At 63.5% G+C, this 21,066-nt stretch carries 19 protein-coding genes and 2 pseudogenes; 7 read left to right on the forward strand and 14 right to left on the reverse strand.

What is annotated here, in order from left to right:
* From ACYPXD_RS22780 to ACYPXD_RS22800, 5 genes and pseudogenes are all read right to left on the reverse strand, one after another.
* Positions 1-223 (reverse strand): annotated as a pseudogene (locus tag ACYPXD_RS22780) (FAD-binding oxidoreductase); the annotation flags it as partial.
* Between the two features lie 36 nt (positions 224-259).
* Positions 260-895: a hypothetical protein gene (locus tag ACYPXD_RS22785; protein WP_459716282.1), complete on the reverse strand. Its 636-nt coding sequence runs from the start codon at positions 893-895 to the stop codon at positions 260-262.
* Positions 896-1,290: 395 nt separating this feature from the next.
* Positions 1,291-2,070 (reverse strand): anti-sigma factor family protein, encoded by a 780-nt coding sequence (locus ACYPXD_RS22790; RefSeq protein WP_459716284.1) that lies wholly within the window; start codon positions 2,068-2,070, stop codon positions 1,291-1,293.
* Positions 2,067-2,612, reverse strand: a complete 546-nt coding sequence (locus tag ACYPXD_RS22795) for an RNA polymerase sigma factor (RefSeq protein ID WP_459716286.1) — start codon at positions 2,610-2,612, stop codon at positions 2,067-2,069. Before ACYPXD_RS22795 ends, ACYPXD_RS22790 begins: the two co-directional genes overlap by 4 nt.
* A 30-nt stretch (positions 2,613-2,642) precedes the next feature.
* Complete coding sequence (locus ACYPXD_RS22800; RefSeq protein ID WP_459716289.1) at positions 2,643-2,783, reverse strand: hypothetical protein; 141 nt, start codon at positions 2,781-2,783, stop codon at positions 2,643-2,645.
* A 373-nt stretch (positions 2,784-3,156) separates the two neighbouring features.
* On the opposite strand from ACYPXD_RS22800, the gene hfq reads away from it, so the two are divergent.
* Positions 3,157-3,657 (forward strand): RNA chaperone Hfq, encoded by a 501-nt coding sequence (gene hfq / locus ACYPXD_RS22805; RefSeq protein WP_459716292.1) that lies wholly within the window; start codon positions 3,157-3,159, stop codon positions 3,655-3,657.
* 14 nt (positions 3,658-3,671) lie between these two features.
* Here hfq and ACYPXD_RS22810 read toward each other — a convergent pair whose 3' ends face one another.
* The gene (locus ACYPXD_RS22810; RefSeq protein WP_459716296.1) at positions 3,672-3,899 is read right to left on the reverse strand and encodes a hypothetical protein; all 228 of its coding nucleotides are present in this window, start codon (positions 3,897-3,899) and stop codon (positions 3,672-3,674) included.
* Positions 3,900-3,937: 38 nt separating this feature from the next.
* On the opposite strand from ACYPXD_RS22810, the gene ACYPXD_RS22815 reads away from it, so the two are divergent.
* Both ACYPXD_RS22815 and ACYPXD_RS22820 read left to right on the forward strand, forming a co-directional pair.
* On the forward strand, positions 3,938-4,153 hold the full coding sequence (locus tag ACYPXD_RS22815; protein WP_459716299.1) for a hypothetical protein: 216 nt from the start codon (positions 3,938-3,940) through the stop codon (positions 4,151-4,153).
* Between the two features lie 88 nt (positions 4,154-4,241).
* Positions 4,242-4,439, forward strand: a complete 198-nt coding sequence (locus tag ACYPXD_RS22820; protein WP_459716301.1) for a hypothetical protein — start codon at positions 4,242-4,244, stop codon at positions 4,437-4,439.
* A gap of 168 nt (positions 4,440-4,607) precedes the next feature.
* Here the strand turns inward: ACYPXD_RS22820 and ACYPXD_RS22825 are convergent, their stop codons facing one another.
* Together ACYPXD_RS22825 and ACYPXD_RS22830 are read right to left on the reverse strand one after the other, a co-directional pair.
* Positions 4,608-5,330 (reverse strand): DUF2968 domain-containing protein, encoded by a 723-nt coding sequence (locus tag ACYPXD_RS22825; protein WP_459716303.1) that lies wholly within the window; start codon positions 5,328-5,330, stop codon positions 4,608-4,610.
* Positions 5,331-5,379: 49 nt separating this feature from the next.
* Positions 5,380-6,127, reverse strand: a pseudogene (locus ACYPXD_RS22830) (sigma 54-interacting transcriptional regulator); the annotation flags it as partial.
* A gap of 360 nt (positions 6,128-6,487) precedes the next feature.
* On the opposite strand from ACYPXD_RS22830, the gene ACYPXD_RS22835 reads away from it, so the two are divergent.
* Positions 6,488-6,973, forward strand: a complete 486-nt coding sequence (locus tag ACYPXD_RS22835; RefSeq protein ID WP_459716305.1) for a DUF2147 domain-containing protein — start codon at positions 6,488-6,490, stop codon at positions 6,971-6,973.
* A gap of 134 nt (positions 6,974-7,107) precedes the next feature.
* Here ACYPXD_RS22835 and ACYPXD_RS22840 read toward each other — a convergent pair whose 3' ends face one another.
* The 6 genes from ACYPXD_RS22840 to typA all read right to left on the reverse strand — a co-directional run bounded on the left by ACYPXD_RS22840 (position 7,108) and on the right by typA (position 17,109).
* Positions 7,108-7,569 (reverse strand): transposase, encoded by a 462-nt coding sequence (locus tag ACYPXD_RS22840; RefSeq protein WP_459716307.1) that lies wholly within the window; start codon positions 7,567-7,569, stop codon positions 7,108-7,110.
* Positions 7,570-7,716: 147 nt separating this feature from the next.
* The gene (zapE, locus tag ACYPXD_RS22845; RefSeq protein WP_459716309.1) at positions 7,717-8,814 is read right to left on the reverse strand and encodes a cell division protein ZapE; all 1,098 of its coding nucleotides are present in this window, start codon (positions 8,812-8,814) and stop codon (positions 7,717-7,719) included.
* 125 nt (positions 8,815-8,939) lie between these two features.
* The gene (lpdA, locus tag ACYPXD_RS22850; protein WP_459716312.1) at positions 8,940-10,370 is read right to left on the reverse strand and encodes a dihydrolipoyl dehydrogenase; all 1,431 of its coding nucleotides are present in this window, start codon (positions 10,368-10,370) and stop codon (positions 8,940-8,942) included.
* 146 nt (positions 10,371-10,516) lie between these two features.
* Positions 10,517-11,788: a 2-oxoglutarate dehydrogenase complex dihydrolipoyllysine-residue succinyltransferase gene (gene odhB, locus ACYPXD_RS22855; protein ID WP_459716315.1), complete on the reverse strand. Its 1,272-nt coding sequence runs from the start codon at positions 11,786-11,788 to the stop codon at positions 10,517-10,519.
* Positions 11,789-11,961: 173 nt separating this feature from the next.
* Positions 11,962-14,820, reverse strand: coding sequence for a 2-oxoglutarate dehydrogenase E1 component (locus ACYPXD_RS22860; protein WP_459716318.1), 2,859 nt, complete (start codon positions 14,818-14,820; stop codon positions 11,962-11,964).
* A 462-nt stretch (positions 14,821-15,282) separates the two neighbouring features.
* Entirely contained in the window at positions 15,283-17,109 is a 1,827-nt protein-coding gene (gene typA, locus ACYPXD_RS22865; RefSeq protein WP_459716321.1) for a translational GTPase TypA, read from the reverse strand.
* A gap of 343 nt (positions 17,110-17,452) precedes the next feature.
* On the opposite strand from typA, the gene ACYPXD_RS22870 reads away from it, so the two are divergent.
* The 3 genes from ACYPXD_RS22870 to ACYPXD_RS22880 all read left to right on the forward strand — a co-directional run bounded on the left by ACYPXD_RS22870 (position 17,453) and on the right by ACYPXD_RS22880 (position 21,015).
* Positions 17,453-17,953 carry a MarR family winged helix-turn-helix transcriptional regulator gene (locus ACYPXD_RS22870; protein WP_459716323.1) on the forward strand — a complete coding sequence of 167 codons (501 nt, stop codon included), beginning with the start codon at positions 17,453-17,455 and terminating at the stop codon, positions 17,951-17,953.
* 69 nt (positions 17,954-18,022) lie between these two features.
* Complete coding sequence (locus ACYPXD_RS22875; RefSeq protein WP_459716326.1) at positions 18,023-19,597, forward strand: efflux transporter outer membrane subunit; 1,575 nt, start codon at positions 18,023-18,025, stop codon at positions 19,595-19,597.
* A gap of 167 nt (positions 19,598-19,764) precedes the next feature.
* Positions 19,765-21,015, forward strand: a complete 1,251-nt coding sequence (locus ACYPXD_RS22880) for an HlyD family secretion protein (protein WP_459716328.1) — start codon at positions 19,765-19,767, stop codon at positions 21,013-21,015.
* Positions 21,016-21,066: the final 51 nt, after the last annotated feature.

A 21,066-nucleotide genomic window follows, 5' to 3' on the forward strand; every position in this document is an offset into this window, starting at 1 on the left:
GCAATACCGCCCGGATTTCGTCGACCGACGACGGCAGCAAAGCCGCCGACGGCACGAACGCGGCTCCGGCCGGACCCGGCGCGAACGGATCGAGATAAGGCGTGAGCGCCGCACTGTCGAGCACATGCTCGCCGCCGACGATCGACTGCCATGCAGTCAATGCCTGCTCGAACTGCGCGGCGCTGACGCCGGGCGGCAGGATGCGGATCGCGGGCGGCATCATGCGTAGGCTCCCGGCGACCCGCACGCCATGGCCACGCTAGCGGCCGTGGCCCCCCCCTCCGCCGCCGTGAAATCCTCCGCCTCCGTGAAAGCCGCCGCCGTGGAACCCGCCGCCGTGAAAGCCGCCATGAAATCCGCGGTGGAACCCGCCATGCGCGAAACCGTACGGATGTCCGAAGTGAACATGATCGATGTGATGGAAGTGATGAAAGCGGTCGACGAACACGAACGACGCACCGACGCCGAACAGAAACGGCGGCCCCCAGAACGGATCATACGGATAGGGGTATGGATACGGATAGCCATATCCATAGTAGGGGTCGTAGGGCGCCCCGTCGGGCGCTGCCGCATAAGGTGCCCCGTCGGGTGCGGAGTATGCCGCGCCACCATTGTCGTCCGGCTCGTCATCCGATTCCTGAATCCGCCATGTGCCGTCCGGTTGCCGGCACGCGAGTCCGGTGAACGGCTGCTGCTTGCCATCGATCTCCGCATTGCCGCTGACGTCGCGGCACTCCTGCCCCGCCTGCGCCTGCCCGGCCTGTTCGGCCTGTTCGGCCTGTTCGGCCTGCTGTGCCGGCTGGGCAAATTGCTGAGCGTACTGCGTGCCTGAAGGCAGTCCTGAGGGCGGTCCTGAAGGCGGTCCGAACATCGGCGGCCCGGATTCCTGAGCCATCGCAGCCGGCCCGCTCACCGCGCAACTGACACAAACAAAAACCCCTGCTGCAAGTCCGAAAATATTGCGCATCGTCTATCCCGTCTCGACGGTGCGGCGCCGTGGCACGAACGCGTGCCATCGCCGTGTAGACCCCGTCGATTCGCCTGCGTGGCCCGCGTCGCCGGTGCATCGATGCGCCGGAGCAGCAGGCCTGCACTTCTATAAACGACATGATGCGCACCGCTATTCCGCGGCACGGGCGGCACGCGGAAATCGGTTCGTTACCTGGTATTTCCGAGCGCTTCGGTCGTGCGGGTTCGCGCGAACGCAGCGGCGGAATTCGGGGATACGAGCGTGGCGAACGGATCGACGCTTATCCGGACCTCGAGGCGCGATGTGTGCAGGAACGCGTGCTACTGCCACGCTTCGGGCCGGCCGCCGAGCGCGCTGCAGACGTCGATTGCGATCGAGCGCAGCTTGCCCTCGGCGATCGGACCCGACAGCGCATAACCCATTCCATCGTTAACCCAATAGAACGTACGGCGATTGCCGTCGCGGAACAGACGAAATGCGGTTTCGTCCTTCGGCACGCCCGTCACATAGAGCGTGAGGCGCGCACCGGTCTGATTCTCGTACATGAATTGCGCGGCCGGCCCTGCTTCGCCGGGCAACAGACGGCCGCCGACCAGCGAGTAACCATATTCCTGCAGCGACGGCACCGAGAGTTGCCGGTTGAGCCGCTTCGACAGCCAGGTGATCAGATGCTCTTCCTCGGCTGCCGCGACTTCGACCGGATGACGCCGTTCCGGCGTGTAGACCGCGTACGCAATATCGGCGCGCCGCGCAAACGACATCGTATCGCCGCCTGTGAGCCGCGGCACGAGCGGCCCGAGTGCAAGCACGAGTCCCGCGCCGGCGACGAGCCAGCACGCCGCGATCGCCATACGCTGCCACCACGACGAGCGCGAGCGCAGGACGACGAATTGCGTATCGTCGCGCGTGGTCGCACCGCACAGCGCACGCAACGCCGCCTTCTGCGCGCGCCATGCGGCAACCTGCGCCGCCGCGTGCGCGTCGCGTTCGAGATGCTCTTGCACCGCGGCCGTTTCGTTCTCGCTGAGCTCGTTGTCGACGAACGCCGACAGCATGCGCAGGTCGGGCGCGGATTCGGGATGGCGGGCGTCGTTGTTCATGAAGAGTTTCTCACCACTTTCAGCGACGGGGACTTATGCGAATTTTCCTGTGGATTCTGTCGATCGGGACCTTCGGTCAGCATCAGCCTCATCTGCTCGCGCGCACGCGACAATCGCGACATCACCGTTCCGACCGGCACGCCGAGCGCGATCGACGCCTCCTGATAGCTGAATTCCTCGACGCAGACGAGCAGCACGACTTCACGCTGCTCGACCGAAAGGCTGTAGAGCGCGCGTTGCACGTCGCGCAACATCAGTCCGTCGACCTCGCCGCGCGGCGCCTCGAGGTTGCGCCACGGCGCGCTTTCCTCATCGACGGCGACCTCGCGGCGCACGCGCAGCTGGTCGATATAAAGATGCCGGAGAATCGTGAGCAGCCACGCGCGCAGGTTGCTGTTCGGTCTGAACGCCTTCCAGCGGGCGAGCGCGCGCTCGGCCGTATCCTGAACCAGATCGTCCGCCCAAGCATGATCCCCCGTCAGCGCGCGCGCATATCGGCGTAGCTGCGGGAGCCAGGATACGACATCCGCTTCGAAACTCACCCGGCTGGCAAATCGCGCGTCATGTGCGGATCAGTATCCGCCGGAGGAGCCCGTGCTACCGCCGCTGCTCCCGCCACCACTGCCCATATCGCTGCAGCCGGTGGTCGCAAGCGCCGCCGCGCCGAGCGCGACGAGCATGCATAAGGTACTGACGAGTCGAGTCAACTTCATATGCGCTTCTCCTATGGGTACGGGCCTTGCAGGCTCGCGAGCAGGTAACGGGGTGTTCGTCGAACGTGAAACTCTGGACTACACGTGAACAAAACGAGATCCCCGCGCGATTTATTCCGTCCCTACCCACCGTTTTTTAAACTTATGCGAAATCGGGTTCCGGCGAGGGCTTTTTCGCATAGGATCGTCACTCGATTCGAGCGCGATGGCGCCGAATGCAAAGATTCGTAACGCAACGTTACACATCGTATTTAACGGATGCTTATGCGCGCGCAAGCCGTTATAGTGGGTGACAAGTTCGTCGATTAGCACGCGTATGCGCCGACCCATGTAGAATCCCGGCGAACAACCGTACTTCCACACACAATCGTCCATGCCTTCCGCAGAATCGCACCCGCAAAACGACTTCATGAACGCTGCGCGCAAAGAAAGAAAGCGCGTCGAAATTTATCTCGTCAACGGCATCCGTCTGACGGGATGCATCGAGTCGTTCGATCAGTACCTCGTGATGCTGCGCACGCCTGTCGGGCTGCAGGGCATCTACAAGCGTGCCATCTCGACAATCCAGCTCGATACCGGCACGCGTCCGGGGCCGCGCACCGGACGCCCCTCGCACGGCGAACATTCGTCGCGCGGGCCGCATGGTTCGCACGGGTCGCATCGCGATTCGCCGCGTGAATCGCGCGAGCCGCGCGAGCCGCGTGAGTCGTATGGCGGCGGCGCGCCGGCCTCACCCGAGCGCTCGGGGTCCGACGCACCGGTCGTCGTCACGCGCCGCCGGCGTCTGTTCGGCGCGGGCTCCAGCGACAATCACGGCCACGGCAACAACAATGGCAACAACAATCACGGCGGCTCGGGCAATAACAACGAGTAACCGGCAAAACGCGCCTAGCCGATCGGTCCGGCCAGGCGCTTGAGCATCCGCTCAATCCGCATGCCCTGCTGGTGCGTCAGCTGATAACTTCCCTGAACGGCCAGCACGCGGCGGCGCCAGTACTCGGCGTCGAATATGTCGAGCATCGGCTGCCGCGTCGCCCACTCCAGATGCTCGAGTTCCGCGTCCACCACATGTGACGCATTCCAGCGCAGCGTTCGATCGGACCCGTCTGTCTCCATAATGCTCACCCTGTCGTTGTTCCGGCGGACGGCTCGATATGTCTCTGGCCCGACGGCTCGCAAAAGGCTGCCGTTGTCGCGCGGTGGAAGTAGAACGAAATCTGCGCGAGAAAATTCCATCGACCGTCGCGCGGCCCGTGGGGCGCGCCATCGACGTGACATTCATGCGACGCTTATTGAAATGCCGTGATGATCGAAACGCGATCGCGATGAAGGCCGCGACCATGATGACGACCATGACTGCGCAAGATTAAGATTGCGCCTTATGTCGAACGGCCGAGTGTTGCCCAAAGTGGCTTTGCGTTATTCTGGTTGTTCGACAACGTCCGAGCGGAGAGCGATATGTCCACGTCGAAGCCAAAATCACAACCGGCGGAGCTCAGCGTCGAGCAACGCCTCGACGAGGCGCTCGCCGAAACATTTCCGGCCAGCGATCCGATCGCAGTCGATCCCCACGAACCGAACCGGTCGCCGGCAAAGCAGAAGGCGGGAGCGTCAAAGCAGCCGGCGCATCAGAGCACGCGGCCGAAGCACCACTGAACCGCGCTATCGAGCGGAAATCGGCACGGCACGTGCGACTTGGCCAGGAGCCAGACGTCTGCAGTGATGGTGCGTGCCCGGCACGACGACCGGGCAAATCCAGGCGTATTCAGGCAAGTCCGGGCAATTCGCCGCAGCGCGCATCGCACGCAGCGGCGGCGCGTGCGTTCAACGAATCGGCAAACCGCTGTCCAGCTGGCGCTGCAGTTCGCGCACCTGGCGCTGCGTATCGCGCAGTTGGGCTTGCGCCTGCGTCTTCTGCTGCTGCAGTGCGCTCGCTTCGGCGCGGTTCTGCGCCTGCTGGCTGTTGACGATCGTCTGCTGCTGGCGGGCGATCGTAAGATCCGCCTGCAACCGGTTCGCCCGGTCTTGCGACAACTCGATCAGGTGATCGGTGAACGCCTTTTGCGCTTCGAGCTTCGTGCGGCGGATTTCGACGTCGGACAGTTGCGCGGTCTGGCGCACGAAGTCGCGGTAGATCATCTCGGCGCGCTGATCGTCGCTGGTCTTGATCACACGCCAGAAATTCTTCTTCTGGAAGAGCGCGACGTAGTACGTCATCTCCTTGCCGTAGAACAGCAGGCTTGCGCCGTAGCTACCGTTGTACGTCGTGCGCATTTCGGTCAGATCGGGACCGTGGATCATCTGTTGCAGTTCCGCCACATTGCCGGTGGCCGACTGCCTCGCCTCGTCCGGCGTGAGTGCAATCGTTTGACCGGCTGGGACAGACGAAGCCGCCAGCGCGTCCGGCTGCGCGGCCGCTGTCACTTCAACGGCCGCCCCGCTCGCGGCACTGTCGGACACCGCTTCCTGCGCAAAGGCGGCCTGCATTCCCCCGGTCGCGATCAATACCGACAGTACGATCTGCCGGACTTTCGACTTCTGGTCCATGTAATTCCTGCTTTAGACAGTTTTTTGTTTTCACCCAATCGTCTCATTATTACTCAGTTTCACGCGTTTCGGGTTCCTCGTCGAAAATTTGATACTTCCTCATGTTCTCCCATCGCACCTTGCTGCTGATGCCGAGGTATCGGGCCGTGTGCCGGGGCCGCCAGCCGTTCGTGTTCAGCGCCGCCAGCGCCCGGTTTCGCTCGTTCATATCCCACTTGCTGCGGTCGATCACGGCTTCGGCCAGGCTACTGGCCGGCATCGGCCCACCGTTGCGCGCAAGCGTCAGAGACGCTCGAGGCGCACCGCGTCCCGCGCGCCGAGTTGACGCCCCCGTCACGCCGATCGGCTCGGCAAGGTTGCGACGTTCGCGGACGTTATCGCGAAACCCGGTATGCGCGATTGCATCCGGGAGCCAGTGCGGCAAGTCGGGCAGCTGCGCGAGCCGCTCGGCGCCGATCGTCGACGCGATGAACGACGTGAAGATCGCGATCCTGTCGGCCGCGCCGCGCTTCGCAAGCGACCGCATGCGCAGTTCGATCACCGCAGCCGGTAGCAGAGGTCGGCGCGAAACGAACCGCCCTCGACGAGCTTCTGCGGGTTCCGGCTGGTCGCCGCCGCGAGCCGGAAGTCGACCTCAACCAGCGTGGTCGAGTTGAACCGTTTCACCACGCTGTCTTCGAGCACGCGCAAGCGCTGACCTGCTGATAGCGCGGCAGGTCTCCGATCTCGTCAAGAAAGAGCGTACCGCCGTCCGCCTGTTCGACATGGCCTTCGTGGATCGCCGCCGCCGCGCCGGTGCTTCGCACTACCGATGCAATCCGATCGGTAACCCGGGCCTGCCTATCTACATCCAGCGTGCATCCCGCGCATGGCGATCAACGACAAAAGCATGCGTCTATCTGCATGCGGACACGCCGACGATTAGAAGACTACCTATCAGACAGCGCGCGTGCTTTAACGTATTCTGCGACTCCAATCGAACCGGCTCGCAGCGAAGCCGGTTCGCGCGACAGGCTTCGCGCGCAGCGGCAAGCACACAAACGAAAGGCCGAAAGAAGCCGACCGCGAATGTGATTCACAATGCATCCGGCCGAGATGGCTGAGAAGATGACGAGGCGCGTCTCGCCTTCGCGACGATACGAACAAGGAGCACAACCATGACGCAATTCTCTGGACGCGCACGCTTCGTTGCGCCGCGCGCGCTACGCAACGCGACACTGGCCGGCCTGCTGCTCGCAAGCGCCGCCGCCGCATTCGCGCAAAGCAGCAGCCCCGTCGGCATGTGGCAGACGATCGACGATCATACGCATCAACCCAAGGCGATCGTACAGATCACGCAGGACGAGAACGGCACACTAAGCGGCAAGGTCATCAAGGGGCTCAACCCGAACGAGCCCCCCGGCCGCCGCTGCACCGCCTGCACCGACGCGCGCAAGGACCAGCCGATCATCGGCATGACGATCATCAACGATATGAAAAAGGACGGCGACGGGTGGGACGGCGGCCAGATCCTCGACCCCGACAACGGCAAGGTCTATCGATGCAAGATGCACACGGAAGACGGTGGGCAGAAGCTCGTCGTGCGCGGCTATATCGGCATTTCGCTGCTCGGCCGGTCGCAGACTTGGGTTCGTGAGGAATGAGCGATCGGCACATACGATGCCTTCGCATGAAAGAACGGCCGGCGGTGTCGATCCGCCGGCCGGCTGCCTCTTCAAAGGAAATGCGCTTCGCGCGATTCGCCTGGTTTAACTAACTGACTGGAGACGTCCATCCGTCACGCCGCGTGCTTGAGCGCGCCCGCGTACTCATACATTGGCGCACCGGACGGGGCCTGCGCGTACTCGACGGTTGCCGCGGCCTCGGCCGTGTCCGCTGTTCCGGCATAGCCGGCAACGGACAGTTCGTCTGCCTGCCCCGTCACATGGATGCGCATGCGCGCTTCGATCGAGTTGCACAGATCCGTACCCGCCGCGCCAAACAGTTGTTCGAGCATGCGCTTCAACACGCCCGACTGATGCCATGCCTTGAAGCGGCGATGGCAGGTTTGATACGAAGGATATTTGCGCGGCATGGCGGACCATGTTGCGCCGCTGTACATCACCCAGAGCACGCCGTTGAGCACGGCTCGGGTGTTGGCGAGGGGGCGGCCGCGCAGTTCGGAACGCGGCCGCAGTTCGGGAAGCAGCGGCGCGACGCGCAGCCACTCTTCATCGGTTAGATCACGGTATGGGGTCAAGGTATCCTCCTTCGTCGATACCCGACGACGATATCGACTGACCCACACACCGAACATCAGAACAATCCGAATCTTGAAAATGCGACACACCCCTGCGCCGTTCGGCGCAGCGCGCCGCGCATTGTCTCGTTCGGTTAAATTTCAGCCCTACGTAAGCGATGTATCGACGATGCGCCGCGGCGTATCCAGATACTCCTTCGATTGCATCTCGACGATGCGCGAGACGGTCCGCGTGAACTCGTTCGCCATCGGCCCTTCCACATAGAGCTGTTCGGGCGGCACCGCCGCCGACATCAAAAGCTTCACCTTGTGGTCGTAGAACACGTCGATGAGCCACGTGAAACGGCGCGCTTCGGACTGCATGCGCGGCGTCATCTGCGGCACCTCGGAGAGGACCACCGCATGAAAGCGCGACGCGAGCTCCAGGTAGTCGTTCTGCGAGCGCGGACCGCCGCAGAGCGTCGCGAAGTCGAACCAGACGACGCCGTCCGCGCGGCGCAGCGCCTTCAGCTCGCGCTTTTCGATATGCAGCAGCGGGCTTTCGTCGGGCACTGCGGCCAGTCGCGCGTAGGCGTCGCGCAACGCCTTGTCGGCGGCAGCGCCAAGCGGCGTGTGATAGACCTCGACCTGCGACAGCGTGCGTTGACGGTAATCGACGCCCGCATCGACGTTGATCACATCGAGCTTGCTCTTGATCAGCTCGATCGCGGGCAGCATGCGGTCGCGGTGCAGGCCATCCGGATAGAGCGTGTCGGGATCGTAGTTGGACGTCATCACAAACTGCACGCCGTTCGTAAACAGCCGGTCGAGCAGGCGGTACAGAATCATTGCATCGGCGATGTCCGATACGTGAAATTCGTCGAAGCAGATCAGCCGGTAGCGCTTCGCGATCCGGCGCGCGAGTTCGTCGAGCGGATCGGCCTGCCCTTTCAGCTCCTCGAGTTCGCGATGCACTTCGCGCATGAACTCGTGGAAGTGCAGGCGCGTCTTGCGCGTGAGCGGCACGACCCGATAAAAGCTGTCCATCAGGAAGCTCTTGCCGCGGCCGACGCCGCCCCACATGTAGACGCCACGCGGCAGGTCCGGGTGCATGATCAGCTTCATGAACGCATTCGGCCGGCGCGCCTTGTACGCCACCCACTCTTCATAGCATCGCTGCAGACGATCGACCGCCGCGCGTTGCGCAGGATCGGACTGGTAACCCCGAGTCTGCAGTTCGTTTTCGTAGTATTCGGTGACGTTCATCTTATGCGGCTTGTGCGGCTTACGCAGCGTATGCGATTACACAGCAGATAAGACGAAGGCGGGAGGGTGTGAACCCTGCCCGCCTTCGTCGTGATACCCAATGCGAGGAATCGGGCGTTTCGGACTTACATGTTCAGTGCGCGCTTGTCCACGGCGAGTGCCGCTTCACGCATCACTTCGGACAGCGACGGGTGCGGATGGCAGATGCGGCCGATGTCTTCCGACGCAGCCTTGAATTCCATCGCGACCACCGCTTCCGCGATCAGGTCCGACGCATTGGCCGAAATGATGTGCACACCGAGCAGCTCGTCGGTCTTCGCATCGGCGATCATCTTGACGAAGCCATCCGCCTTGTTGATGCCGAGCGCGCGGCCGTTCGCCATGAACGGGAACTGGCCCGTCTTGATCTCGCGGCCTTCGGCCTTCAGCTGCTGCTCCGTCTTGCCGACCCATGCGATTTCCGGTTCGGTGTAGATCACCCACGGAATGCAGTTGTAGTCGATATGCGGCTTCTGCCCGTCGATGATTTCGGCGACCAGCACGCCTTCATCTTCCGCTTTGTGCGCGAGCATCGGGCCGCGTACGACGTCGCCGATCGCGTAGACGTTCGGCACGCTCGTCGCGCAATGATCGTTCACGTCGATAAAGCCGCGCTCGTTCGCCTTCAGGCCGATTGCTTCGAGACCGAGGTTGTCGGTGTTCGGCACGCGGCCGATCGACACGATCAGGCGGTCGGCATCGAGCGTCTGCGCGTTGCCGTCCTTATCCGTGTAGGCGATCGACACGCCCTTGGCCGACGTCTTCACTTCGCCGACCTTCACGCCGACATGAATGTCGAGGCCCTGCTTCTTGAACTGCTTCGCCGCCTCTTTCGCAAGCGCCTGGTCGGCCGCGCCGAGGAATTCCGGCAGTGCCTCGAGCACCGTCACGTCGGCGCCGAGACGACGCCACACCGAACCGAGCTCCAGGCCGATTACGCCTGCGCCGATCACGGCGAGCTTCTTCGGCACCGTATCGAACGTCAGCGCGCCTTCGTTATCGGCGACGAGCTTGTTGTCGACCGGCACATTCGGCAGATGGCGCGCTTTCGAGCCCGTTGCGATGATCACGTTCTTCGCGACCACGGTTTCGGTTTCGCCCTCGCCGCTCACTTCGATCTGCACGCCGGCGTCGCTCTTGCCCGTGAACTTGCCGTGGCCCTTGAGCCAGGTGATCTTGTTCTTGCGGAACAGGAACTCGATGCCTTTCGTCATCTTCTCGACGATGCTTTCCTTGCGCGCCAGCATCTTCGCGATATCGACCTTCACGTTTTCGACGCTGATGCCGTGGTCCGCCAGATGGTGCGATGCGTTCTCGAACTCTTCCGACGAAGCGAGCAGCGCCTTCGACGGAATGCAGCCGACGTTCAGGCAGGTGCCGCCGAGCTTCAGCACGCCGGCCGGGTTCTTCCATTTCTCGATGCAGGCGACGCTCTTGCCGAGTTGCGCGGCGCGGATCGCGGCGATATAGCCGCCGGGACCGGCACCGATCACGACGACGTCAAATTCTTTGGACATGACAATCCTTTGGATGGGAAGGCGCCGCGGCCACGCTGCGTGGCGCGCGACGCTCCGGTACTGACTGCGTACGGTGAACTACGTGCGCATTGCCCGGCTGCCGTTTGAGGCGAGCTCGAGGCAAGCGCAAGGCGCTGTACGGCGCATTACAGATCGAGCAGCAGGCGCGCCGGATCTTCGAGCGCATCCTTCATCGCGACCAGCGACAGCACCGCTTCGCGGCCGTCGATGATGCGGTGGTCGTACGACAGCGCGAGGTAGTTGATCGGGCGGATCACGATCTGGCCGTTCTCGACGACCGGACGCTCCTTGGTGGCGTGCACGCCGAGAATGGCCGACTGCGGCGGGTTGATGATCGGCGTCGACAGCATCGAGCCGAACACGCCGCCGTTCGAGATCGAGAACGTGCCGCCCGTCATTTCCTCGATCGACAGCTTGCCGTCCTTGGCCTTCTGGCCGAATTCGGCGATCTTCTTCTCGATGTCGGCGAGGCTCATCTGATCCGCGTTGCGCAGGATCGGCACCACAAGACCGCGCGGCGAACCGACCGCGATACCGATGTCGAAGTAGCCGTGATACACGATGTCGTTGCCGTCGATCGACGCGTTCACGAGCGGGAATTTCTTCAGCGCATGCACGGCCGCCTTCACGAAGAACGACATGAAGCCGAGCTTCACGCCGTGTTCCTTCTCGAAGCGGTCCTTGTACTTGTTGCGCAGATCCATGACCGGAGCCATGTTCACTTCGTTGAACGTCGTGAGGATCGCGTTCGTTTGCTGCGACTCGAGCAGACGCTCGGCGATACGCGCGCGCAGACGCGACATCGGCACGCGCTGCTCCGGACGGTCCTGCAGCCACTGGTCGGCGCCCGGCGCCTTGACGTCGGGCAGCGACGGACGCGCAGCCTTCGGCGCGGCGGCCGGTGCGGGCGCGGCCTTCGGAGCCGGCGCCGCGGCGCCAGCACCGACGACGTCCTGCTTCGTGATGCGGCCGTCGCGGCCCGTGCCGGCGACGTCGCCTGCCGACAGGTTCTTCTCGGCCATCAGCTTGGTGGCAGCCGGCGACGACGCGGCGTTCGCGTTCGCCGCGGCGGCGGGTGCTGCCGCTTGCGCCGGTGCGGCTTCAGCCTGCGGCGCGGGCTTCACTTCGGCTTCCACCGCAGCGGCGCCTGCCTTGCCTTCCGTGTCGATCTTCGCGATCACTTCGTCGGCGACGACGATGTCGCCATCGTGCTTGATGACCTGCGCGAGCACGCCGGCGGACGGCGCCGGCACTTCGAGCACGACCTTGTCGGTCTCGATTTCGATAAGGATCTCGTCCTGCGTCACTGCTTCGCCCGGCTTTTTCTTCCACTGCAGCATCGTGGCTTCGGACACCGACTCGGAAAGCTGGGGAACCTTGACTTCAACAATAGACATGTGATTTTCCTGGGACTCTATATGAGCGTATTTGACTAACCGCGTGGGTAACCGCGTGTTCTGTGGCTCTGTTCTGGAGACATCGTGCCATCGCAAACAGGAGCGAACCGTGTGCGCACCGCGAGAATGCGCCGCGGGAAAGCGCGCTCGCGCTTTCCCGGTTCGCGTTGCCGTTATTTAACGATCGCTGCGCCCTTCAGACGGCCGAAAGCGCCTTCGACGAGCGCCTTCTGCTGCTCGTAGTGCTTCGCGTAGTAGCCGACGGCCGGCGATGCCGATGCCGGGCGGCCGCTGTACGCGAGCTTCTGGCCTTCCTTCATGCCTTCCTTCAGGTGGTGCTCGATGTAGAACCACGGGCCCTGATTCTGCGGCTCGTCCTGCACCCAGACCACTTCGGTCGCGTTGTCGTACTTCTTCATTTCCGTTTCGAACTGCTTGTGCGCGAACGGATAAAGCTGTTCGACACGGAGGATCGCGACGTCGGTCGCCTTCGCCTCGCGGCGATGCGCGATGAGGTCGAAGTACACGCGGCCCGAGCACGCGAGCACGCGCTTGACCTTCTTCGGATCGATCGAATCGTCGACTTCACCGATGACCGGCTGGAACGAGCCCTTCGCGAGTTCCGACAGATCCGACACGGCTTCCTTGTGACGCAGGAGCGACTTCGGCGTGAAGATGATCAGCGGCTTGCGGAACAGGCGGATCATCTGACGGCGCATCAGGTGGAAAATCTGCGCCGGCGTGGTCGGCTGGACCACTTGCATGTTGTGGTCCGCGCACAGTTGCAGGAAGCGCTCGATACGCGACGACGAGTGCTCCGGACCCTGGCCTTCGTAGCCGTGCGGCAACAGCATCGTCAGGCCCGACACGCGGCCCCACTTCACTTCACCCGACGAGATGAACTGGTCGATCACAACCTGCGCGCCGTTCACGAAGTCGCCGAACTGGCCTTCCCATGCGACGAACGTGTTCGGTTCGGCAGTGGAGTAGCCGTACTCGAAGCCGAGCACCGCTTCTTCGGACAACACGGAATCGATCACCGTGAACTTCGCCTGGCCGTCCGCGACGTTCTGCAGCGGCACGTACGTGCCGTCGTTCCAGCGCTCGCGGTTCTGGTCGTGCAGCACGGCGTGGCGGTGCGTAAACGTACCGCGACCCGAGTCCTGACCCGTCAGACGCACGGCGTAGCCCGATGCGACCAGCGAGGCGAACGCGAGATGCTCGCCCATGCCCCAGTCGAGCGGCGCTTCACCGCGGCCCATTGCGCGACGGTCGTTGATCACGCGCTCGACGAGCGGGTGCAGCTTGAAGCTTTCCGGAATCGTCGTGATGCGCTCGGCAAGGCGCTTCAGTTCCGCGAGCGGCACCGCCGTATCGGCAGCGTCGGTCCACTTGCGGTTCAGGAACGGCACCCAGTCGACTGCATACTTGCTCTTGTAGTTCGAGAGCACCGGGTCGATCGTGTGATGGCCTTCGTCCATCGCCTTGCGGTAGGCCTTGACGAACTCGTCGGCTTGCTCGGCGGTAATGACGCCCTGCTGCACCAGCTTTTCCGCGTACAGCGCGCGCGTGCCGGCATGCTTCGCAATCGTCTTGTACATCAGCGGCTGGGTGACCGCCGGCGTGTCCTGCTCGTTGTGGCCGAGCTTGCGGAAGCAGATGATGTCGACGACGACATCCTTGTGGAACTGCATCCGGTAGTCGATCGCCAGTTGCGTGGCGAGCACGACCGCTTCCGGATCGTCGCCGTTCACGTGCAGCACCGGCGCTTCGATCATCTTGACCACGTCCGTGCAATAGAGCGTGGAGCGCGAGTCGCGCGGGTCCGACGTCGTAAAGCCGATCTGGTTATTGATGACGATATGCAGCGTGCCGTGCGTGCCGTAACCGCGCGTCTGCGCAAGGTTCAGCGTTTCCATCACGACGCCCTGGCCCGCGAAGGCCGCATCGCCGTGGATCTGCACCGGCAGCACCTGCAGGCCCATGTCGTCGCCGCGGCGGTCCATACGGGCCTTCGCCGAACCTTCGACCACCGGGTTGACGATTTCGAGGTGCGACGGGTTGAACGCAAGCGACAGGTGAACCGGACCGCCTTCGGTCGAGACATCCGACGAGAAGCCCTTGTGGTACTTCACGTCGCCGGCCGGCAGGTCGTCGACGTGCTTGCCTTCGAATTCGGCGAAGAGATCAGCCGGCATCTTGCCAAGCGTGTTGACGAGCACGTTCAGACGGCCGCGGTGGGCCATGCCGATCACGATTTCCTGCACGCCCTTTGCGCCGCCGTGGCGCACGACTTCATCCATCGATGCGATGAAGCTTTCGCCGCCTTCGAGCGAGAAGCGCTTCTGGCCGACGTACTTGGTGTGCAGGAAGCGCTCGAGACCTTCGGCTGCGGTCAGGCGGTTCAGGATGTGCTTTTTCTTCTCATTCGAGAAGTTCGGCGTCGAGCGGATCGATTCGAGCCGCTCCTTCCACCAGCGTTTCTGCTCGGGATCGCTGATGTACATGTACTCGGCGCCGATCGTGCCGCAGTACGTGTCGCGCAGGTTCTTCACGATGTCGCGCAGCGACGCCTGCTCGAAGCCGAAGTACAGCGCGTTCGCGTTGAACACCTGGTCCATGTCGGCTTCGGTGAAGTCGTAGAACGCAGGTTCGAGTTCGGGGATCGAGGGACGCTCGCGGCGCTTCAGCGGATCGAGGTTGGCCCATTGCGAGCCCAGGAAGCGGTATGCGTCGATGAGGGACTGGACGAAAACCTGTTTGCGGGCGGTGGACTCTTCTGCCCCGCCTGCTACGCGCGGCAAAAAGGCATTGGCTTTCGCGCGCTGGGCAAACGATTCGACGATCGGGCCGTGGGCCACGTCGTTGGCACTGGTGCCATCCGATGCAGGGGTGTTCTGCAATGCGTCGAAATAGCTGCGCCAGTTCTCGGGCACTGACGCCGGATTGTCGAGATACGCTTCGTACAGTTCTTCTACGTACGGAGCATTGCCGCCGAACAGATACGAGTTCAGCTGGAATTGCTTCATCATGTTTACGCTCACCTTTCGTCGAGTTTCTCGAGAAATAGCGGGTTGTTGAACCTTCCGCGACACGGCCTGACCGTTTAGCGGATTGCGCGAATCAAGTCTTGCTTGGAAGGACCTAAAACTTGCATCCGCGGAGAATAGCACATAACCATCCCGAATGCCGGGTTCAAAAGGCCTCGAAGGCCCGTTGGAAAAGGGCTCGCGGGTGCTGGCGCGGTATCTGCGCGTTAACTACGGAGGTTGCTGGAGCAAGCACTGCAATACAACACCGATGCCGCTTCAAATCACACAGAACTCTTTGTGCAAAATCGCAACGATCGCGCCCGCTTCCGTTGATATATCAGGCCGCGAAAACTAAAAAAAACCGCCCTAAGAATCAGGGCGGTTTTTTTATACGGCAACCGCATTGCCGCCTGACGACGGCGCGGCAGCGCGTTCGCCTTGCGGCAGAGAGGGGCGATCAGGTCAGTCGACCGCCGCTTCGCGGCTCGCCCGACGGCGCTCGTGCTCCTTCAGATGGCGCTTGCGCAGGCGGATCGAAACCGGCGTCACTTCGACGAGTTCGTCGTCGTCGATGAATTCGACCGCGTATTCGAGCGACATCTGGATCGGCGGCACGAGGCGCACGGCTTCGTCGGTGCCCGACGCGCGGACGTTCGTCAACTGCTTGCCCTTGATCGGGTTCACGACGAGATCGTTATCGCGGCTGTGGATGCCGATGATCATGCCTTCGTACAGCGGGTCGCCCGGCTTCACGAACATGCGGCCGCGGTCCTGCAGCTTCCACAGCGCGTAGGCGACGGCCGCGCCGTCGTCCTGCGAGATCAGCACGCCATTGCGGCGTTCGCCGACCGACCCTTCCTTGATCGGGCCGTATTCGTCGAACACGTGGCTCATGAGGCCCGTGCCGCGCGTGAGCGTCAGAAACTCGCTCTGGAAGCCGATCAGGCCACGCGCCGGAATACGGTACTCGAGACGCGTGCGGCCGCGCGCGTCCGACGCCATGTCGAGCATTTCACCCTTGCGGCGGCCGAGTTCTTCCATGACGCCGCCCTGGTGGCCGTCTTCGACGTCGACCGTCAGCAGTTCGTACGGCTCATGCTTCACGCCGTCGATTTCTTGCAGCACGACGCGCGGGCGCGACACCGCGAGCTCGAACCCTTCGCGACGCATGTTTTCGATCAGGATAGTGAGGTGCAATTCGCCGCGGCCCGACACTTCGAAGACCGTTTCGTCGCCGGTATCGCGCACGCGCAGCGCAACGTTGTGGTTCAGTTCCTTCGTGAGGCGGTCGCGAATCTGGCGGCTCGTGACGAACTTGCCTTCCTTGCCCGCGAGCGGCGACGAGTTCACGAGGAAGTTCATCGTCAGCGTCGGCTCGTCGACGGTGATCATCGGCAGCGCCTCGGGCTTGTCCTGCGCGCAGATGGTCGCGCCGATGCCGATGTCTTCGATGCCGTTGATCAGCACGATGTCGCCGGCTTGCGCCTCTTCGACCTGCACGCGCTCGAGGCCCGAGAACGACAGCACCTGGTTGATCTTGCGGTTCATCACCTCGCCTTCCGGCCCGAAGCGCAGCGCAACCGGCTGGCCCGGCTTGATGCGGCCGCGGTTGATACGGCCGACACCGATCCGGCCGACATACGTCGAGTAATCGAGCGACGTGATCTGCAGTTGCAGCGGACCGTCGGGATCCGCGGGGCGCACAGGCACGTGCTCGAGAATCGCCTCGAACAGCGGACGCATGTCGCCGTCGCGCACGCTCGGATCGAGCCCCGCATAGCCGTTCAGGCCCGATGCGTACACCACCGGGAAATCGAGCTGTTCTTCGGTCGCGCCCAGCTTGTCGAACAGATCGAACGTCTGGTTGATCACCCAGTCGATGCGCGCGCCGGGCCGGTCGACCTTGTTCACCACGACGATCGGCTTCAGGCCGAGCGCGAGCGCCTTCTTCGTGACGAAACGCGTTTGCGGCATCGGACCTTCGACGGCGTCGACGAGCAACAGCACGGAATCGACCATCGACAGCACACGCTCCACTTCGCCGCCGAAGTCGGCGTGACCCGGGGTGTCGACGATGTTGATGTGCGTGCCCTCGTATTCGACCGCGCAGTTCTTCGCGAGAATGGTGATGCCGCGCTCTTTTTCGATGTCATTCGAATCCATCACGCGTTCCGCGATCTGCTGGTTTTCGCGGAAGGTGCCGGACTGGCGGAGCAACTGGTCGACGAGCGTGGTTTTGCCGTGGTCGACGTGGGCGATGATGGCGATATTGCGAAGAGCGCGGGACATAGGGACCTGAGGACGATTGAAGTGCCCGGCGGCGAGTGCTGAAGACGGCTTCGGCACATTCAGAACGCAAAGTGGGCGCACTTCCGGGAACCGCATATTCTAGCACGGACCTATGACGCATTTCGCGTCATCCCTCTCGTATTCCCCAATGGTCACCGTGCGAACCGGCCACCGAAGCGGGCTCCGAAGCGCTCCCGCAAGGCCGCGACGTCACGACGCGGTATGTCTACCAGCCGTTCGCCTCAACAACAAAACACCCTTACCTGATCTGCAAGAACGCTTGCCATGTCAATTAAGCGTTCTTATAATCATGCCTAGTCAACCATTGCTGTCGCATAAAAACATGACGGACCCATCTTCCGCGCCGCCGCCCGAAATCCGCGCCTACGAGCTTGCCGAAAGCGTCGGTTATCTGATTTCCCGCGTGAAATCGACGATGTCGAACATGGTCACGCAAAAGGCGATGGCCGAGCTCGGTATCACCAGCACGCAGGCCAGCATCCTGTTCATGGTCGCGAGCGGCAAGTGCCTGCTTGCCGCGGAGCTCGCCCGCGAGTACGGCATCGATGCGAGCGCGGTCACGCGCCTGATCGATCGCCTCGAAAAACGCGGGCTGCTCACCCGCGTGCGCAGCAGCGAGGACCGGCGCGTGGTGCGCCTTGCGCTGACCGCGGAAGGCTGCGCGATCGCCGCGAAGCTGCCGGCGATTTTCACGAGCGTGCTGGACAGGCTGCTGTCCGGTTTCACCCCCGAGGAAGTCGGCTTCCTCAAGAGCATGCTCAGGCGCGTGCTCGCCAATAACGTCGATTCAAGCGGCATAACCCGTGACACGGCAAGCAATTAAGGGGCCAAGTCACCGCAAAGTAGTTGCAGTGTCCATTACCAATATTTATTACAATTTAGGGACGGATTCATGAAGTCGCACCTTTCGTTCGCGCCCGGCCGGCCGTGCCGGGCTGCTGCCGTTTCCGTCGCGTCGGTCGCGCTGACGGCAACGGCCCTCGCCCTGTCGGGGTGCGCGAACTACATCGGCATCAGTAGCGACAAGCAGATTGCCGCGCCCGCGCAATACGAGACCACACAAAGCATGCCGGACGAAAGCGGCGCGTGGCCGTCGCTCGACTGGGCGAATCAGTTCGGCGACCCGCAATTGCCGAAGCTGATCGACGAGGCGCTTGCCGGCAGTCCGTCGATCGCGCAGGCGCAAGCGCGCCTCGAGAAGGCGCAGTCGTATATCGAAAGCTCGCGCTCGGCGCTGTTCCCGCAAGTCACGGGCAGCTACACGTGGACGCGCGAGCGTTACTCGCCGAACGGCCTGTTCGTTCCGCCGATCGGCGGCAAGTGGGACAGCGAAAACAGCGTGCTGGCGAGCGCGACATGGGAGCTCGACCTGTGGGGCAAGAATCGCGCGAAGCTGCAGGCCGCGGTATCGCAGGAAAAAGCCGCGCAAGCCGAGATGCAACAGGTGCGCGTCACGCTCGCGGCATCGGTTGCGAGCACGTATAACCGGCTCGCGCAGTTGTATGCGCTACGCGATATCGCCCAGCGCGAGATCCAGAACCGTCAGACGGTTGGGTCGATCACGAACGACCGCATCGGCGCGGGGCTCGACACGAACGTCGAGCGGCAGACCGCGAACGGCAATATCGCGACGAGCCAGTCGTCGCTGACCGATCTCGACGGGCAGATCACGGTCGTGCGTTATCAGCTGGGCGCGCTGCTCGGCAAGGGACCGGACCGCGGTCTGCAGATCGCGCAGCCGGTGCTGAACGCCGGCGACGCGGTCGCGCTGCCCGGCAACCTGCCGGCCGATCTCGTCTCGCGCCGCGCCGATCTCGTCGCGGCGCGCTGGCAGGTCGAAGCGGCAATGCAAGGCGTAAAGGAAGCCAAGGCGGAGTTCTTCCCCGACGTGAACCTCGCGGCAAGTTTCGGTTTCGATGCGTTCGGCTGGAGCGACCTCTTTCTGTGGGCGAGCCGTCAGGTAATGGCCGGACCGGCGATTCATCTGCCGATCTTCGATGCGGGCGCGCTGCGTGCCCAGTTGAAGGGCCGCTACGCGGACTTCGACCTCGACGTCGCGAACTACAACCAGACGCTCGTCAACGCCTTGAACGACGTCGCGACGCAGATCACGTCGATCCGTTCGATCGACAAGCAGGAAGGCGACGCGCAGCGCGCGCTCGATGCGTCGACGAAGGCGTATCAGCTCGCGGTCATCCGCTATCGCGCGGGGCTGTCGCCGCAATTGCAGGTGCTCAACGCCGACGACAACCGCCTTGCGGCCGAGCAGACCGTGACGAACCTGAAGATGCGCCGCCGCGATCTGCAGATCGGCCTCGTCAAGGCGCTCGGCGGCGGCTTCGACGCGACGGCCGTCGGTCTCGCGGCGGCGCCGGCCGCGCCGGCCGCGGTGAGCGACGCAACCGGGGCGCAAGCGCGCACCGACAGCGCGGCGACCCGCGCCGCTTCGGCTCAGACGGTGAACTGAGCCGTGAATCGAGCAGCAAACCGAGCAGCAAACTGAGCGGTCCGCCCGCACGGCGTGGCCCACACGGACGCCCGATTGCGACGCGCGAGGACCACCGGCTGAGTCTCGCGCACCACACGCGACACGCAAGCAGCATATAAGAGACACGGAAGAATACGGAGCACATCATGAGCACGCCTCAACAACACCCTGCGCCGAATGCGCGACCTTCGAACAACAACGGCAAGCGCAAACGGATGATGACGGTGCTCGTCATCATCATCCTGCTCGCCGCGATCGGCTACGGCGCGTACTACTTCCTCGTCGCGCGCTTTCATGAGACGACCGACGATGCCTATGTGAACGGCAACGTCGTGCAGATCACGCCGCAGGTGACCGGCACCGTTGTCGCGGTCAATGCCGACGATACGCAGACCGTCAAGGTCGGCGATCCGGTCGTCGTGCTCGATCCGGCTGACGCACGCGTCGCGCTGCAGCAGGCCGAGGCGAATCTCGCGCAGGTGGTGCGCCAGGTGCGCGGCCTCTACGTCGACGACAACCAGTATCAGGCGCAAGTGGCCGTCCGGCAGTCGGACCTGTCGCGCGCGCAGGACGATCTGCGCCGCCGCATGACGGTCGCGCAGACGGGCGCGGTCTCGGCCGAAGAGATCGCGCATGCGCGCGACGCGGTGCGCGGCGCACAGGCCGCGCTCGACGCCGCCGAGCAGCAGCTCGCGGCCAATCGCGCGCTGACCTCGAACACGACGATCACCGACCACCCGAACGTGATGGCCGCCGCCGCGAAAGTACGCGACGCGTATCTGAACAACGCGCGCAATACGCTGCCCGCGCCCGTCACCGGCTATGTCGCGAAGCGCTCGGTGCAGGTCGGCCAGCGCGTGTCGCCGGGCACGCCGCTGATGGCGGTCGTGCCGCTCAACGGCGTGTGGGTCGATGCGAACTTCAAGGAAGGACAACTGCGGCACATGCGCATCGGCCAGCCGGTCGAGCTGACCGCGGACATCTACGGTTCGTCGGTCGTCTACCGCGGCAAGGTAGTGGGCTTCTCCGCCGGTACCGGCGCGGCATTCTCGCTGCTGCCCGCGCAGAACGCGACCGGCAACTGGATCAAGGTCGTCCAGCGTCTGCCCGTACGCATCGAACTCGATCCGCAGGCGCTCGAACAGCATCCGCTGCGCATCGGTCTCTCGATGCAGGTCGACGTCGACATCAGGAACGAAAACGGCGGCCAGCTCGGCAACGCGCAGAACACGGTCTATCAGACCAAGGTGTTCGACAAGTACGGCGACGAAGCCGACGCGGAAATCGCGCGCATCATCGCCGCCAACGCGGGACGCGGCGGCAGTGCGGCGCAGAGCACCGCGGCCTCCGCGCCGCACGGTACGAGCAAACGCGCGGCGGCCGCCCAGCTCATGTAAGCCGCGTCGTTTCGTTTGAACGAACAACCCCGGTCAAGATAAAACAAAGGC

Source organism: Paraburkholderia sp. 2C, assembly GCF_054589215.1.